The organism is Chromobacterium sphagni, from assembly GCF_001855555.1.
Lineage (GTDB): Bacteria > Pseudomonadota > Gammaproteobacteria > Burkholderiales > Chromobacteriaceae > Chromobacterium > Chromobacterium sphagni.
In genome coordinates, this window is record NZ_MKCT01000017.1 from 506,882 (window position 1) to 520,954 (window position 14,073).

21 protein-coding genes are annotated in these 14,073 nt (G+C 56.4%); 13 read left to right on the forward strand and 8 right to left on the reverse strand.

Annotated elements, in window-relative coordinates; all coding sequences use genetic code 11:
* Positions 1-73: 73 nt before the first annotated feature.
* The 6 genes from BI344_RS25200 to BI344_RS10740 all read right to left on the reverse strand — a co-directional run bounded on the left by BI344_RS25200 (position 74) and on the right by BI344_RS10740 (position 3,165).
* Positions 74-469, reverse strand: coding sequence for a hypothetical protein (locus tag BI344_RS25200; protein ID WP_241499305.1), 396 nt, complete (start codon positions 467-469; stop codon positions 74-76).
* A 341-nt stretch (positions 470-810) separates the two neighbouring features.
* Positions 811-1,215: a hypothetical protein gene (locus BI344_RS23855; RefSeq protein ID WP_206600362.1), complete on the reverse strand. Its 405-nt coding sequence runs from the start codon at positions 1,213-1,215 to the stop codon at positions 811-813.
* Positions 1,216-1,503: 288 nt separating this feature from the next.
* Positions 1,504-2,259, reverse strand: coding sequence for a P-loop NTPase family protein (locus tag BI344_RS10725; protein WP_046157758.1), 756 nt, complete (start codon positions 2,257-2,259; stop codon positions 1,504-1,506).
* Between the two features lie 4 nt (positions 2,260-2,263).
* The gene (locus BI344_RS10730) at positions 2,264-2,638 is read right to left on the reverse strand and encodes a hypothetical protein (protein WP_071112906.1); all 375 of its coding nucleotides are present in this window, start codon (positions 2,636-2,638) and stop codon (positions 2,264-2,266) included.
* Positions 2,639-2,749: 111 nt separating this feature from the next.
* Entirely contained in the window at positions 2,750-2,929 is a 180-nt protein-coding gene (locus BI344_RS10735) for a hypothetical protein (RefSeq protein ID WP_071112907.1), read from the reverse strand.
* Entirely contained in the window at positions 2,926-3,165 is a 240-nt protein-coding gene (locus BI344_RS10740; protein ID WP_071112908.1) for a hypothetical protein, read from the reverse strand. Before BI344_RS10740 ends, BI344_RS10735 begins: the two co-directional genes overlap by 4 nt.
* A gap of 472 nt (positions 3,166-3,637) precedes the next feature.
* On the opposite strand from BI344_RS10740, the gene BI344_RS10745 reads away from it, so the two are divergent.
* On the forward strand, positions 3,638-4,348 hold the full coding sequence (locus BI344_RS10745; RefSeq protein ID WP_158021052.1) for a helix-turn-helix transcriptional regulator: 711 nt from the start codon (positions 3,638-3,640) through the stop codon (positions 4,346-4,348).
* A 116-nt stretch (positions 4,349-4,464) separates the two neighbouring features.
* Positions 4,465-4,638: a hypothetical protein gene (locus BI344_RS24365; protein WP_158021053.1), complete on the forward strand. Its 174-nt coding sequence runs from the start codon at positions 4,465-4,467 to the stop codon at positions 4,636-4,638.
* Between the two features lie 44 nt (positions 4,639-4,682).
* Here BI344_RS24365 and BI344_RS10750 read toward each other — a convergent pair whose 3' ends face one another.
* Positions 4,683-5,141: a helix-turn-helix domain-containing protein gene (locus BI344_RS10750; RefSeq protein WP_071112910.1), complete on the reverse strand. Its 459-nt coding sequence runs from the start codon at positions 5,139-5,141 to the stop codon at positions 4,683-4,685.
* A 49-nt stretch (positions 5,142-5,190) separates the two neighbouring features.
* Here BI344_RS10750 and BI344_RS26115 point away from each other — a divergent pair, with 49 nt between their 5' ends.
* The 6 genes from BI344_RS26115 (at position 5,191) to BI344_RS10770 (ending at position 8,790) form a co-directional block, all read left to right on the forward strand.
* Positions 5,191-5,433 carry a transcriptional regulator gene (locus BI344_RS26115; RefSeq protein WP_083370162.1) on the forward strand — a complete coding sequence of 81 codons (243 nt, stop codon included), beginning with the start codon at positions 5,191-5,193 and terminating at the stop codon, positions 5,431-5,433.
* Positions 5,434-5,566: 133 nt separating this feature from the next.
* Positions 5,567-6,136: a hypothetical protein gene (locus tag BI344_RS10755; protein WP_206600363.1), complete on the forward strand. Its 570-nt coding sequence runs from the start codon at positions 5,567-5,569 to the stop codon at positions 6,134-6,136.
* 7 nt (positions 6,137-6,143) lie between these two features.
* Positions 6,144-6,296 carry a hypothetical protein gene (locus BI344_RS24370; RefSeq protein ID WP_158021054.1) on the forward strand — a complete coding sequence of 51 codons (153 nt, stop codon included), beginning with the start codon at positions 6,144-6,146 and terminating at the stop codon, positions 6,294-6,296.
* 106 nt (positions 6,297-6,402) lie between these two features.
* The gene (locus BI344_RS10760; protein WP_206600364.1) at positions 6,403-7,428 is read left to right on the forward strand and encodes a hypothetical protein; all 1,026 of its coding nucleotides are present in this window, start codon (positions 6,403-6,405) and stop codon (positions 7,426-7,428) included.
* A complete protein-coding gene (locus BI344_RS25800) occupies positions 7,412-8,176 on the forward strand; it encodes an ATP-binding protein (RefSeq protein WP_083370163.1) in 765 nt (254 codons plus the stop codon). Before BI344_RS10760 ends, BI344_RS25800 begins: the two co-directional genes overlap by 17 nt.
* A gap of 92 nt (positions 8,177-8,268) precedes the next feature.
* Positions 8,269-8,790, forward strand: a complete 522-nt coding sequence (locus BI344_RS10770) for a hypothetical protein (protein WP_071112914.1) — start codon at positions 8,269-8,271, stop codon at positions 8,788-8,790.
* A 98-nt stretch (positions 8,791-8,888) separates the two neighbouring features.
* Here the strand turns inward: BI344_RS10770 and BI344_RS10775 are convergent, their stop codons facing one another.
* Entirely contained in the window at positions 8,889-9,386 is a 498-nt protein-coding gene (locus BI344_RS10775; protein ID WP_071112915.1) for a GAF domain-containing protein, read from the reverse strand.
* Between the two features lie 262 nt (positions 9,387-9,648).
* On the opposite strand from BI344_RS10775, the gene BI344_RS24565 reads away from it, so the two are divergent.
* From BI344_RS24565 to BI344_RS10795, 5 genes are all read left to right on the forward strand, one after another.
* Complete coding sequence (locus BI344_RS24565) at positions 9,649-9,939, forward strand: HNH endonuclease signature motif containing protein (RefSeq protein ID WP_193430971.1); 291 nt, start codon at positions 9,649-9,651, stop codon at positions 9,937-9,939.
* Between the two features lie 193 nt (positions 9,940-10,132).
* Positions 10,133-10,921 (forward strand): hypothetical protein, encoded by a 789-nt coding sequence (locus BI344_RS10785; RefSeq protein WP_071112916.1) that lies wholly within the window; start codon positions 10,133-10,135, stop codon positions 10,919-10,921.
* Positions 10,831-12,621, forward strand: coding sequence for a terminase large subunit (locus BI344_RS10790; protein ID WP_083370164.1), 1,791 nt, complete (start codon positions 10,831-10,833; stop codon positions 12,619-12,621). Before BI344_RS10785 ends, BI344_RS10790 begins: the two co-directional genes overlap by 91 nt.
* The gene (locus BI344_RS24570) at positions 12,618-12,782 is read left to right on the forward strand and encodes a hypothetical protein (RefSeq protein ID WP_193430972.1); all 165 of its coding nucleotides are present in this window, start codon (positions 12,618-12,620) and stop codon (positions 12,780-12,782) included. The genes BI344_RS10790 and BI344_RS24570 overlap by 4 nt, the downstream gene beginning before the upstream one ends.
* A complete protein-coding gene (locus tag BI344_RS10795; RefSeq protein ID WP_071112917.1) occupies positions 12,782-14,032 on the forward strand; it encodes a phage portal protein in 1,251 nt (416 codons plus the stop codon). Before BI344_RS24570 ends, BI344_RS10795 begins: the two co-directional genes overlap by 1 nt.
* Positions 14,033-14,073 lie beyond the last annotated feature (41 nt).

The window sequence follows — 14,073 nt, forward strand, 5'->3', positions numbered from 1 at the left end:
GCAGCTTGCCTCCAATAACGCTTGGGCCGAACGCCATATATAATTGCTTGGCGAATTTGATCTAATTTATGTATTAGGTAACGTTCCGCTTCTTCCCGGTCGTCAGTGCCAGTGCTTTCTCGAAGTCGTCCATACCCTTTGACTTGCTTGTCAATGTGCCAAGTGTTGTTCCGCAATGTGAGGCCGGCGATTGTTTTTCTTGCCATGAGGTGTTTTCCTTTTTAATTTTTATTTGATTGTGTTGATGGTTGGTAATGTTGTCTTCTTTGTAATCTGCGTCGCTAAGCTTTCTCCTTTTTATATCGTCTATCCATGAGTCGAGGTCCATTTTGTCGTAATGAAAAATCTCTACAGGGCTGTTTTTACTTTTAGGTTCGAAAATGGGAATTTTAGGAACGTGAGGCATAACTATTTTTCGAAATGTTTTGTCGCACATTCCAACGTATGCGGCAGCATCTACTTGCTTCATTAGTCTCGGTGTAATAGTTGTTCTGCTGGTCATTTTTGAGAATGGATTGGTTGTGAAGAGGCGTTAAGACGCTTAAGCTTGCTGCGCAAGTTGTGAATTGCGCGTTGATCCCCAATGGTGAGGGGTATTCCGGTCTTCTTTTTATTTGAAAGAATTAGTATTGAATGCTTCCCACCTGATTGGAGTATTGCACCAGCCTTTAAGTAGGGGGCTATGATAGAAACAATTTCTTTTGGCATTTTACATTGATAACTATTTTAAACTCTTGAATTCCTAGTGTAGATACGCGTGCACTCGTTGAATAGTGCGAAAAGGGTGGCCCGCCGATGGCGGGCTATTCGTTACAATGCGTCTAGAAGGTTGCAAGGCAAGCTGAGCATGTTGCAGCATATAACTAAGACTGCCCATGGTTCACTATGGATATGGATGTCGCCGGTTGTTGTTGAATAATGCATTGAAAGGTTTCGTTTGGTTGCTAGTGCTTTTACTACGCCAAGCTGTATTCCTTTCGTTATGGCAATTATGCGAACATGTGGACCGGTGCTTGTTTGCAGGTATGCATCCACATATTCAATTTTGGCAAAAGGCTGGCTTAGGATGTCTAGTAGTAGCTCTTTCATCATGTTGAAATGCTGTTGAATATATGGCATCGCATTTTCTAGATCGCGGGCTTGTTTTTGAAGATTGTCTTGAATTTTCATTGAAGGTATTCCGGTTAATAAGGCCAGCTGATGGCTGGCCTTCATTTTATTTTTTCCAGTACATAGAAGTTTTGCCATTTGCACTATGCTGGCGCTGTATGTGCAATGCGCCTATTGCCATGAGCTTAGCGATATCGCGCCTAGTTTGGTCAGCATGCTCATTTTTGGTCTGTGCGTGCAGCTGGGGAAAGGTATACCGCTGGCGCGATTCCATTGCGTCAAAAAGTATTAACTGCCTTTCAGTCATTTTGACGCGTAGTGGATTGGTGAAGCCGCAGGCTAATAATTGCGACATCATCCCCTGTAGCGGAAGGACGTTATGAGGGCGCGCTATCATGCGGCTAGCCCTTCCGGCAGTCCTTGCGTCAGGATCGGCCTAAGCTGCTGCAGGTAATCAGCCCATACCATTTGCAGCCGGTGTTTCGGCATGCGCCCCCATTCCGGACTTGCCAGGGCTTCGGCAAAGGTTTGGCCTTTGATACTGAGTTCTGCGATATCGCGGCCAGCCAGATCGGCATTCGGGCGGCGCAGTGTGACAATGCCGGCGATGCGCTCACGGTTTTCGTGATAGACGCTAGAATCCCGGAATCTGCGGCCGTCTCGTTCAACCGGGCCAAAGTGTTCGTTTTCCCATACCACTATGGGGGCCGAAGTGCTGTCCAGTAGCGCCGCTAGGCCGTCTATGGTGTCGTCCATCGCCTGGCCGCCGACAAGTACGGTATGGATAAACACGCGGCGGCCTGCCGCGTTGAGTACGTCAATGGCGCCGGTCTCTGCCAGATAGCCCGTCGCTGGAATGAACGATGTCGCGCCGTTGTCGATGACTGCGGGGCCGTCATGCTCAAGCAACCACTCCACCATGGTGTCAAACTGGCGGCTGTTAATCTGGTTATCGTGGTTCAGGATATCCAGCCCCCGCGCTTGCAAGGCAGGGAAATGCATCAGGGTTTTGTTGACGGGATCGGTATCGACTCCCAACGGACGAATGCCAAAAATGGCCCAAATCGCTTGGGCGAGAAGGCTTGTGATGTGCGACTTGCCTACGCCGCCTTTGCCTTGAAGCGTAATGTGGGTGTCGTTGTATGTCATGAGTTCACCATTTTGTTTTTCCGTCTCTGAATTTCCCGTAGTCAAAGCGACCTGATCGGATTGACTGAGGCGAGGTCTTGGTGGCCGGCGTGGTTGCGATGGGCATATTGGCCGCGCTGGCCGGGATGTTTTGGGTTGCTTGGGCATGGGGTGCTTTCTTGTTTTCCTCGCGGCGGCGTTCACGATAGAGCGCGTTCCGGAATTCAACGTGGCTCATGTGCAGGCCATCGGCCGCCAGTGCCTCGATGATTTGGGCGTGCCTGACTCCGCGTTCTATTGCCGCCTTGATTTGTGGCAGGAGGCTGCGGAATCGTGCCGCTTTGCTCTCGCCTGTTCCTGCTAGAGCCGCAAGCAACTGGTTGGCGTCTGGTTTGCTCATGGGGGCTAACAAACTGCTCACTTTCCGCTAACGGGACGCTTACGGCGCGCTCACAAACTGCTAACGGCCGGTGACGCGTGCTAACGGAAATGAGCGTAAAAAAACGGCTGGTTAATCCCAGCCGTTGGCGGTGTCGGCGCGCAGGTAGATCCGTTCTGTGCGGTCGTTGATTCGTTGTCTTGTGCGATTCCTGCGGGTGGCCATTTCTGGCGGTAGGCCCGGAGGGGCAAAGACGCGCAGCAGCTGTTCGCGTCGATGCATCTGCCGCACGATGTAATGGCGCAGGCTCATTCCATTTCGTCTATCGACTGCGCTTGCTCTGCAATGGCTTCTCTGAGCCAAGTGAGCGAGGAATCCAGATTGTCGGCCATGGCTTCCAGTGATTGGCCGTGAGAGGATCGCAGCTGACTTTCCGGCATTTCGCTGATTGCCTTGCGGGCCTCGTTGAGTTTGGCTTGCAGTTGCTCTTGCAGCTGCTCAAGCCCTTGCTTGAAGGCTTCCAGCGATGTCTTGTCCTGGTGGTGCATTTTTCATTCTCCTTAGATTCGGCAGCGCATGGCTGCATCCGATAACGTCCAATTGGGCGCTATCGGGTGCAGGCTTATGCCGACCAGCGGTTCAGGGACGCGCACGTTGTTTATCGTGCGGCTGGCCGGCATAAGCTTGGTGTCCACGCCTGGGTATGTCGGGCATGCGGTTGCGGCATCGGTACGGATGCCGAGACATTTTCATAGATTGTTAATGAGCGATCTACTTAAAGTAGGTTTTCGCACATTTTACAATCAAAAGTAGACACGTCAACCGAAAGTTCATTTAAATGAATTTTGTTGTTTGATTGGGATGATGTATTTCTAGATAAATTGTTATTATTCATTAACTTAGGATGTAGCTGCTGGTTGCTTGCCGCATCAGGCCCTATTCTTTGGAGGGATTTTTTAGGTTGCAAGATATATGGGGTTAACACCGGAAGTCGTTTCGATGTTGCGAGAGGTGACGCCCATGGCTATGGCCCAGTTGGTGCCTTGGCAGCGCTCGCTTCTGGCGATATCGGATCGGGATGATTTGAGGGCGTTCTTGCTTGGGCTGCAGATAAGCTTGCCTGGTTCGCCTCCTTTGCTGCTGGCCAGGATGTCGCGTGACATCCCGACACGAACGCCGATTCTGGCAATTGATTTGGGATGGCCAGGGCGCTGGCTGGATTTGTATCGGCGCCGCTCTTGGCATGAAGTCGATCCGGTTATCTTGGCCGGGGCGGGGAGGCCGATAGTTTGGTCCGACGAGCTTGCGCCGCAGGATGGAGATAGTCGGCGACTGCGCGACTTTAAATCAGCCTGCAAGCGCGCAGGAATGATGCATGGTCTGACCTATATTGCGGATCGTGATGAATGCAGGGTGATCATTTCTATGATCGGTGAAGCGGTCGAGCGAGAGGCTTACACGCGGCAGATGCTGGCTTTGTTGCTGCCGTCCCTGGCAAACGTTGCCGCTCGCGTATTGGCTCGGGATGCACGAATGGCTAAGTTTACCGATAGAGAAAGAGAGGTTTTTGACTTGCTAGTATGGGAGGGGCTGACGCAAAAACAGGTGGCCAAGCGCCTGGATATTAGTCTGAGTACGGTTAAGATTTACCTGAAAAATATGAGAAAGCTACATGGAGTCAAGACCTTATGTCAGCTTGCATATCGAGTGGCGGCTGTGGACGGGAGCTAGGAAATCGTCCAGTTAAGTATAAATACGTAATTAGACGAAAGGCTAGTTTTGCTCGTTAGTTTGAACGCGTATAGTTCGCGCTGCATATTCGATACAACCAAAAAGCAGAAATAAAAATGCAAACTAACGTTGAAAGCAAAGAATTAATTGCCGAAATAAGAGTAAGAATGAGAAATGATGGCAGCATTCTTGTTGACGAGTGGGGTGATGCCTTGCGTGTATGGACCTTCATGCTTAATTCAGCGTCCATGATGGCGCAGCGGCGTTCTTCGTCTACGAAAGCGGCATAGTAGGGGTAACTTCCGGAATAGAAAAAGCGGCCAACGGGCCGCTTTTACTTTTTCTTCTGCAGGGTGTCCGCCAAGCTTCTTAAGAAATCAGCTAGTGCGTCGTCGCCCTGAGCGACCAGCCAACTGGCCAGTTCCTTCGGGTCGGATATCGCAATGGTCCGATCCGGGGGGGGGGCTGGTTCTGGCATAGGGGCATCGTGTTGGGTGACGGTGATGCTGGGGCTGGTCACGGTGATGTCTGCCGTGAAGCTGCCATATTCCAAATCTGCTGGTTTTACGCCAAAGAGTTCGGCTAGCTTTGCAAGCTTTTCCGGACGCGGTCGGGCTGCGCCGCTCATGTAGCGCCGCATCATCTCGTAAGTGACTGGAACCTGCGTGGAAAACGCCTTAGGTGCGAGACCGTGTAGCTGCATTAGGGTGCAGATGTTCCGGGATAGCTGCGTTTCAGTGTTCTTTTCTTCAACCATAAGTTGAATGTTATCTGGATTAGGTAGCATGGTCATGTCTATTTAAGGTTGCTTTTTATGAACTTTGGCTCGATAATCCCGGCCCATGAAAGAAGCAACACCTATTGACGCCGTTTTTGCCCTGCTGGATGGGCCTTCTGCTGTCGGCCGGGCCTTCGGTCTGACGCCATGGGCGGTCTGCAAGTGGCGAGTGAAGGTTCCCGCAAGTCGTTGTATCGACTTGGAAAAAATGACTGACGGACAAGTCCGTTGCGAGTCTCTGCGGCCCGATATCGATTGGGCCTATCTGCGCGGGACAGCCTCCTCTGCGGTATCGAATCCAACTTAGATTACTCCTCGTTCCCTTGCTGTCAGCGGGAACGTTTGCCGGCTTGTCCGGCTTTTTTCTTGCGCGGGGTCGCAAGTTGCGGCCTCTGTAAATGACATTGGTAAATATGCTATCTGGAATAAACATGAATTGCATGCGCCATAGTTCGCACAAAACGCCAATAGCGGTGATTCGGGATTACGTAGATCTTTGGCGCAAACAGGAGGGCTTGAGCCGTCAGGCTGCAGCCGCCCGGATGGTGGAAACCTATTTAGTCATGGGTTTCGAACGCGTGTGGCCCATTGATTTCATGGTGGAGGGCGATGCGTATCAGGTGCTTAAGGCCAATTCGGATCGGATATGGCGTTGGCTGGATGATCAGATGAAAGAAAAGAACCTGCTCAATTGCAATGCCATGCCGGTGGTCCTGATGACATTGCCGCTTAGCATCCGCTTGCAGTGCTTGACCGAGTTGCTGGCGCCGCTGGGCATGGTTCCGGCTCAGTTGCTGATGCATGAGCCAACGGGTAGCCATGCCGCATTGATGATGGTGGCCACGAAAGAAACCGGGCTAGGTTTGTCAGCGTTTGCAGCCTTGGCCGAGGACATGACGCGAGAGCAGTTGACGAGAGCAAGAGCGGGCTTGTCTGAATCGATCAGCGCCAATGCCGAGTTATTGCGGTTTGTGGACTGCGCTTTGGCTCAGCCGGCTGAAGGAAGGTAGCGCGCGGATGTCCGACTGGCTGCGCATGGAGTTGTACCGCATGGCTTGGAAGGTATCCAAGGCCAAGCCGGAGGATAAGCCGCGGCTGCGGCGCCGCCATATCGAGCTATTGAAAAAATCCTTGGGGAGCCGGGATGGAGTGGGTGAGGGTAAGCGGTGACGTCGTCGCTGATGCCGCCTATGTGCTGAGCTTGCCGACCATACAGCTACGCGAACGCGAGTTGAGGCGCTTGGGCCGAGTCTACGGCGCTGGGCATCGTGAAAGCGTGAGCCGGGCAGCTAAAGAGAACTGGCCGGCGGCAGAGTCGAAATTGCCGCCGTTGCCGATGGAAAAACACAGTAACCCGCGACTTGCCGCGCTTGCGGCGGTTGGGGGGAAGGGGGCTATGAGAATTCTGCTATCTGAACCAGAGCAGGCGACTTTGTTGGAATGCAGCTTGGAAGCTTATCGGCTGTATGTGGCCGGCTTGCGGCCGTGCATGGACATGCAGACAGGCATCGTCGGCCGGGGCTATCCCGTTAGCCGCGCCGTGCTGGCGATCAACTGCCAGTATGTGCCGCCTCGCGGTAGTAAACGGCCAGCCTGGCGGCCGTCGCATAAGCAGGTTGACGCCTTGATTGAGGAGCTGATCCGGGTTGGATTGGTCAAGCGTGCCGCTGCAGTGCAAGAGGTGCAAAAGCTGGTGGTGAAACTGCCGTTGGCATTGGTGCGTGCGCAGGAGGAACGGGACATGAAAGGGAAAGGCAGAGAGGGAGAGCTTAAGGAGCTGAAAACCCTTGTCTGGAAACACATTCCCGACCATTTGCAGCGACTTGAACAGGATGGGAGCCGGCAGGATGAACAGGACATATCAGGGAGTCAGGGTAATGAATATACATATCACGCGCGAGAGGGAGCGGCCGCAGGACCGACAAGCCCGGCGGTGACGCTGGCGATTGCCGCGCGTCGGCTGGGGGTGAAGGTCGGCGGCGCTGCCCATCCTGCCGTGCAGGCATGGGCAGATGCCGGGGTGACGGTTCCGACGTTGGAGGAAGGCATCGCCCGCTGTCGCGCTTACATCTCAGCAGATGAACAGATTCCGGTCAAATATCTCGCCAGCGTTTTGAAGTCGATGGATGGGGACGGAAAACCGTCTGCAGGGCATGCCATACGCCGTGGGCTGCGAGTGGTGAAGGGTGGTCAAGCTGGACGGTCTGCGCCGGGTTGGCTAAGCCTGCCATCTGCGGAAGCGCATGAGGGGGCGGCTGTGATCGGGAATGTGAAGGGGGCCGCCGATGGATGGATTGAATAAGGCGCTGCGATATTTTGATGGTCTGGCGGTCTTGGGGCGCATGGTGCCGGCGATGGGTGCCTGTGCCGTGCATGGCGAGTTTGAGGCCGAGCTATTGCCGGGGCGGAAGCCGATTTGCTTGAAGTGCAGTCAAGAGAGGGAGCGGGAACGCAGAATGCAGGAACGGCGCGAAATGTTGTTGCAGGGTTGTGGCATTCCGGGGCGGTATCGACAGGCGAAGTTCCGGGACTTGCTGCCGGTGTGTGAGGCGCAGGCGGCAGTCATTGAGGCATTTAAGGGCTGGGTGGCTTGGGTGGGGCGGGACCGCAACGCCGGCAACGTGGTGATAACCGGCGGGCCGGGAACGGGTAAAACCCATATGGCCAGCGCCGCGACCTTGAACCTGATTGGACATTGTGGCCTTGGGGTGCGCTATGTGACGGCGGACCAGATGCGGACGGAGATATGCGAAACATGGGGGAGGCCCGGACGGAGCGAGCATGCCGAGCTTAGCCGTTTCGCCTCCTATCCGGTGCTGATCATTGATGAAGTCGAAATCTTGGACCCGAACGGGCATGGCCTGCGCTATCTGAATCGGGTGGTAGATAGCCGGTCGGCGGAAGGGCTGCCAACGGTCTACATCAGCAACCAGACAAAGGACGGTCTGCGGGACATGATTGGCTATCGGGCCGTGAGCCGGATGTATGAAAACGCCCTGATCCTGCAATGCAGCTGGGAGGATTACCGGGACCGCCGCCGAGCGGGCTGAGCGCGTCCGCATGGTAAAATTTCAGACTAAAACAAAGCCCGGCGCTGATCGGGCTAAGGGGTTTCCTCGCTGACAGATTTCGGGGAATCGTAATGGTTGTTGATGTCGTGGGTGCGGTGCGTTGGGCGCTGGAGCTTGTCGGGTCGGGTGGTTTGAAGGCTGCGCCATCCTTTGGCGAGGTGCGTGACGGGATGGCGTCGCGGGGACCAGAATTGGCACTGATGAACGCGCATGAACTTCATCGGGCATCGCTGATGATGGAGCAACGTTTCCATGTGGCGTTGATGACAAGGGTGTTGAGCGGCAGCTTGCCGCACTTGGAGGGATCGTTCAAAGAGTTGACTGCCTATGTTGCTCATTATGGCCAAGAGAGAGGCTTGAACGCCTTGCGGTTTGGCCGGGAGGGGATAGCGTATTGGGTCCGTTACTGGTTGACCGGAATGGGGTCGTTTCGAGAGTTCGGCCGTGAGTTCGGGATCGATGGCCAGACAGCGGCAGCCTTCTACCGAAGCCATATCGAAGTCTTGCTTGATGGCTGGCTATCGGCGGGCTGTGGCGCACTGGAGTCGATTGTATTGCGGCAGATGGAGGATGATGCGTTGCGTGTGGCTTGACGTGGGATGAATTCCGCAATAACATGCCGTCAACACCGCCATAGGTGCGTCCAAAGCCCAAGTCCATGACTTGGGCTTTTTGCATTTCTGCTATCGGATCATAGGACTTGAAGTGTGGACTCGATCTCCGATGTGACAGTTTTGGCCAGCGCTTGCAGGTGTGCCTTGTCTTCTGGTGCCAGTAGCTTGGGCCGTTTGTTGATGATGCAGAGCGTGCCAATACGGTAGCCTTTGGCCAGGATCAGCGGCGCACCAGCATAGAAGCGAATATTGGGGTCGCCAGTGACAAGGGGGTTGTCTGCAAAGCGTTCATCCTTTTGCGCATCACGAACTTCCATGACCTCTGATTGCAGAATGGCATGCCCGCAAAAACTGATTTCTCTAGGCGTTTCGCTGGCATCTAAGCCACTGCGCGATTTGAACCATTGGCGCTTTTGATCGACAAGGCTGATGAGTGCGATATCGACATCGAATCGAGAGCGGCAATAAGTTGTCAAAATATCAAATCGGTCTTCAGGCGGGGTATCTAAAATCAAGAGTTCTTGCAAAGCTTGGATGCGTTCTTTCTCATTGCTGGGAAGCGGTGGTGATAGCATCTAGATGGACTCCAGGCTGTGGACTTTTAGTATAGGAGATGCCCCTTCCTGATCAATTGCTTCATGGGTTCTAGTGAGTTTTACGTACCAGCCTCGGCTAGCCTGCCGGGGCATTTCTTTTTCTGGAGCTTCTTCTATGCCTGTTGCACCTTCCCGCCCTTGCCGTTACGCGATGCAGGGTTGTCGCCAGATGGCCGCGCCGGGCAACAGCTGCTGTCCGAACCATGCATCCCATGTACGCCGGGCGGCTGATCAGCGGCGGATGTCGGACGAAACCGTGGCCAAGGTTCGGCGCTGGTATCGGCAACGCATCTGGTTCGCCCGGCGTGATGCCTGCCTGAAAGCGGCGCTCTATCGCTGCGCTACGCCGGGATGCTTGGAGCGGGCGACCGATTGCGACCACATCCGCCCGCATCGCGGCGACTGGTCGTTGTTCATCAAGTCGTCCAATCATCAGGCGCTTTGCCATTCCTGCCACTCGCGCAAGACCGCGCGGGAGGACGGCGGGTTCGGCAACCGGCGGCGCGAGGCCGGCCAGGGGGTAGGGGGGTGAAATCCTTCCGCCCGGTCGCCTGGTCAAGACCGCGTGCCTAACCGCGTTTTTCTCCACGCTGGATTTTCATAGGGGGGGGTCTAAATCCCTCCGACAAGCCCCGAAAGGGGCTTTTTTGTTTTCTGTCGCGCTCAACTAGCGGAAAGGCTCTGAAATGGCCGGAAAAGCCCCTTTGCGAGCGGGTTCCGGCGTCATGCCCAAGCCGCCCGCCTTTTTGACTTCCAAGCGTTCCCGCGAGGTTTGGAAATACACCATCACCGCGCTAGACGGCGCTGGCCTGGACTGGACTTCCGCGTTGCTGCAGATCGCCCTGTTGGCTGACAAGGTGGACCAGTGGCGGGCACATGTCGAGGAGGTGGACCGCTATGGCCATCGCTACGACGAGGATGCCAACGGTGGTTCACTGGAAACCGATGAGTCCCGCGCCGAGCGACGGACGCGGGGTGAGGTGATGAAAGACCTGGACGACGGCGGCTTGACGGTGATCGCCGCCGGCCAGGTGCGCGCCCTGGATCGGATGTTGACGGCGGATTTGTTCGCCGCCGATCCCTTTGCGGTGATGGATCAGCTGGGCGAGGGCGGTGCCAATCTGCCAAAAAAGCCGCCCTGGTCGATGACCAAAGGCGAGGCACGGATCTGGCGCGAGATACAGCCATTGCTGCAGGCGTCCGGATTTGACTATTCAACGGCCGGCATCGCGCTGGGCTTGATATGTGCGGCTATTACCGACTGGCAAGCCTGCAAACAGTGGATTTTGGACAATCGGGGCATGATTTTCGCGGCGGCCAAGGATACCGGCCGCCGGTATGAAGTCAGCGCCAGCTACAACCGGGCAAAGATCGCCAAACAGATACGCGAATTGCTCAAACGAAATGGAATGACGGTGGCCTCATGCGCAAGAACCAAGGCGCTAAGCAAGGGCCGGGTGATAAGCAAGGACTTGGCCGAGCTGCTGGGGTACATCAACGACAATCCGGATTGATTCCGGCCTGTTACGTTTTGCAGCCGTGGGATCAGTACGGCCTGGACGTGCTAGAGGGCCGCATCAAGGTCGGCCGCTATGTGCGCCTGGCGGTAGAGCGGCATTTCCGCGACTTGCAGCAGCAGGAAGCGCGCGGCCTGCTCTGGCGGCCGGAAAAAGCCGCTCATGCATTGGGTTTTTTTCCGCGCTATTGCCGCCACTTCGAAGGCGAGTGGGCTGGCCAGGAGGTGGTGCTGGCGCCGTGGCAGGCGTTCTGGATTGCGGTCGAGTTTGGTTGGTACAACCGGAACGGCCGACGCCGTTTCCGCACCTTTTACGAAGAAGTCGCGCGCAAAAACGGCAAGTCCACCAAGTTGGCCGGCCTGGGCCTGTACCTGTTCGCCGCCGACAAGGAAGCCGGCGCGCAAGTCTACACGGCAGCGACGAAATTAGAGCAAGCCAAAATCACGCATGCGGCGGCGGAAATGATGGTCGCCAAGTCGCCCGCCTTGCGCCAGCTGGTACAGAACCACAAAAACAAGTTGTGGATACCTGGCACGGCGAACAAGTTCATCCCATTGGGCGCCGACGCCAAGACGTTGGATGGCCTCAACGTCCACGGCGCGATTATCGATGAACTACATGCGCACCCTTCGCGCGGCCTATGGGACGTGATCGATACCGGGCGTGGATCGAGACGACGCAGCGTGATGCACGCGATTACCACGGCCGGTTTCAACCAAGAGGGCAGCATCTGCTTGGAGCAGCGCAATTACCTGATCCGGATTTTGGAAAATCAGGGCAAAGACCCAGCGCTAGAGGACGACAGTTTCGGCGGCGTGATCTACACGCTGGACCCGGAGGACGATTGGTTTGACGAGTCGGTATGGTGCAAGGCCAATCCGAATCTTGGCGTGTCGGTGTTCCTGGAAGAGTTGCGCACGCAGGCGCAAAAGGCGCGTGTGGTGCCGACCGCGCTGTTCAACTTCCTGACCAAGCGCCTGAACATCTGGACGCAAGCGGTTGATAGCTGGATTTCCCTGGACGAATGGGACAAGGGAACAGCCGCGGTCGATCCTGAGTTGCTGCGGCATCGGCGTTGCTTCGGCGGCTTGGACCTAGCCAGCAAGACCGATATTGCCGCCTGGGTGCTGCTGTTCCCGCCTGAGAAGCCGGGGGCGCCATGGCAGGTTCTGCCGCGTTTTTTTGTGCCGGCCGACAACATGCTGGCGCGTGACAAAAGCGACAGGGTTTCCTATTCGACTTGGGCGCGGCAAGGCTACATCACGGCCACCGCCGGCACGCGGATCGATCAGGAAGTGATCCGCGCCCAGATCCTGGCCGATGCCCGGCAATTCGATCTGCAGGCCATCGGCTTTGACGAATGGAACGCCGGCAAGCTGGCTACCGAACTGACAGAAGACGGGCTGCAGTTGGTCGCGCTGTCACAGAATTTCCAAAACTTGTCCGATCCGACGAAAGAACTTGAAGCCTTGATCAAGTCGCAAGCGCTGGCCCATGGCGGCCATCCGGTATTGCGCTGGATGGCCGGCAATGTGGTGGTGCTGCGCGACTCCAACGACAACTATCGCCCGAACAAGGGGAAGTCGCGGGAGAAGATCGACGGCATTGTGGCGCTGGTGATGGCATTGAATCGGGCGCTGTATCACGCCCCGGCGGAATCGTTCGTTTCCGCCTACGAAGACGAGGTGTGTTTGTGAATAAGTTGGACTATTTGACGCTGCTGGTTGGCCTGGCCGGCGCGGCGGCGGTAACGGTCGGCATGGCGCTACTGCATGCGGCGGCCGGTTGGGTGGTGGGCGGTGGCTTTGGGCTGGCCTGGTCGTGGATGACGGCGCGCAGCGCGGGAAGGGCGCGCTGATGTTCATGTCGCAGCAGTTTGGCCAGTCTGCGGCCTCGCCCGATCCGGGTTGGCTCTCCAGCCTGCTGGGCGGGGCAGCCAAGAGCGCGGCAGGCGTGGCGGTGTCGCCAAACAAGGCGCTGTCGATTACTACCTATCAGGCATGCATCACCCTGCTGGCCGAGTCGCTGGCGCAACTGCCTTGCGAGCTGTACCGCCGCAACGGGGATCAGCGCGAGCGGGTGACGGACCATCCAGTGGCCCGCCTGCTGCGCCAGCCTAACGGCTGGCAAACCCCGTTCGAATTCAACGAAGGGACGCAGATCGCCGCTGCGCATGGAGGCAACGCCTATTCCTATATCGAGCGCGACCGGGCCGGGCGGCCTGTGGCGCTGCTGCCGCTGGACACGGGCAAGGTGTCGGTTCTGCGCGGAGCCGACTCGCTGCCGTACTACCAGTTTGAAGGGCAGGAGCCGATGCCGGCGCGCATGGTTCATCATGTGCGGTGGTTTTCGCTCAACGGGTATACCGGCGTCAGCCCGGTGCAGTTGCATTGCGACAGCCTGGGCCTAGCCCTGGCTACCCATGGCCACGCCAGCGCGGTGTTTGCCAACGGCACGCACCTGGCCGGCGTGCTGGAGCGTCCGGCAGAGGTCGGCGGACAGGAACTCAAGCCGTTGAGTCCGGAGCGGGTGCGGCAAATCAAGGCGGCGTGGAAAGCCGAGTACGCGGGCCGGGACAACGCGATGAAAGTCGCTTTGCTGCAGGAGGGCATCAACTTCCGTCCGCTGTCGATGACCAATGCCGATGCCCAACTGATCGATGCCCGCAAGCTGTCGGCTCTGGAGGTAGCGCAGATTTTCAAAATGCCGCCACACAAAGTTGGTCTCTTGGATCGGGCGACAAACAACAACATCGAGCATCAGGGCATCGAGTATGTGATCTATTGCCTGATGCCCTGGATCAAACGCCACGAACAGGCCCGCATGCGCGACCTGTTGTTGCCGTCCGAACGTGGCGAGCTGTACATCGAGTTCAACGTGTCCGGCCTGCTGCGCGGCGACACGCAGAGCCGCTATGCCGCGTATGCAATTGGGCGGCAATGGGGCTGGTTGTCTGCCAACGACATCCGGCGCTTGGAAAACCTGCCGCCTATCCCCGGAGGCGATGTCTATATGCAGCCGCTCAATATGGTGGACACGCGCGGCGCATCGCTGCAGGGCAAGCCTGATGCCAAGGCCCTGGCAGAGGTCGAAAGCATTCTGCAATAACTACCCGTTTTGTAACCAGCCCGCCGCAAGGCGGGTTTTTT

Coding starts and splice junctions, on each gene's coding strand:
- BI344_RS10775 (WP_071112915.1), bottom strand. CDS start 9,386: ATGCTATCACCACCGCTTCCCAGCAATGAGAAAGAACGCATCCAAGCT.
- BI344_RS10730 (WP_071112906.1), bottom strand. CDS start 2,638: ATGAGCAAACCAGACGCCAACCAGTTGCTTGCGGCTCTAGCAGGAACA.
- BI344_RS10750 (WP_071112910.1), bottom strand. CDS start 5,141: ATGACCATGCTACCTAATCCAGATAACATTCAACTTATGGTTGAAGAA.
- BI344_RS10745 (WP_158021052.1), top strand. CDS start 3,638: ATGGCTATGGCCCAGTTGGTGCCTTGGCAGCGCTCGCTTCTGGCGATA.
- BI344_RS10770 (WP_071112914.1), top strand. CDS start 8,269: ATGGTTGTTGATGTCGTGGGTGCGGTGCGTTGGGCGCTGGAGCTTGTC.
- BI344_RS10790 (WP_083370164.1), top strand. CDS start 10,831: ATGCGCAAGAACCAAGGCGCTAAGCAAGGGCCGGGTGATAAGCAAGGA.
- BI344_RS24370 (WP_158021054.1), top strand. CDS start 6,144: ATGTCCGACTGGCTGCGCATGGAGTTGTACCGCATGGCTTGGAAGGTA.
- BI344_RS10795 (WP_071112917.1), top strand. CDS start 12,782: ATGTTCATGTCGCAGCAGTTTGGCCAGTCTGCGGCCTCGCCCGATCCG.
- BI344_RS24565 (WP_193430971.1), top strand. CDS start 9,649: ATGTCGGACGAAACCGTGGCCAAGGTTCGGCGCTGGTATCGGCAACGC.
- BI344_RS24365 (WP_158021053.1), top strand. CDS start 4,465: ATGCAAACTAACGTTGAAAGCAAAGAATTAATTGCCGAAATAAGAGTA.
- BI344_RS10735 (WP_071112907.1), bottom strand. CDS start 2,929: ATGAGCCTGCGCCATTACATCGTGCGGCAGATGCATCGACGCGAACAG.
- BI344_RS23855 (WP_206600362.1), bottom strand. CDS start 1,215: ATGAAGGCCAGCCATCAGCTGGCCTTATTAACCGGAATACCTTCAATG.
- BI344_RS10785 (WP_071112916.1), top strand. CDS start 10,133: ATGCCCAAGCCGCCCGCCTTTTTGACTTCCAAGCGTTCCCGCGAGGTT.
- BI344_RS10740 (WP_071112908.1), bottom strand. CDS start 3,165: ATGCACCACCAGGACAAGACATCGCTGGAAGCCTTCAAGCAAGGGCTT.
- BI344_RS25200 (WP_241499305.1), bottom strand. CDS start 469: ATGAAGCAAGTAGATGCTGCCGCATACGTTGGAATGTGCGACAAAACA.
- BI344_RS10725 (WP_046157758.1), bottom strand. CDS start 2,259: ATGACATACAACGACACCCACATTACGCTTCAAGGCAAAGGCGGCGTA.
- BI344_RS26115 (WP_083370162.1), top strand. CDS start 5,191: ATGAAAGAAGCAACACCTATTGACGCCGTTTTTGCCCTGCTGGATGGG.
- BI344_RS10755 (WP_206600363.1), top strand. CDS start 5,567: ATGCGCCATAGTTCGCACAAAACGCCAATAGCGGTGATTCGGGATTAC.
- BI344_RS25800 (WP_083370163.1), top strand. CDS start 7,412: ATGGATGGATTGAATAAGGCGCTGCGATATTTTGATGGTCTGGCGGTC.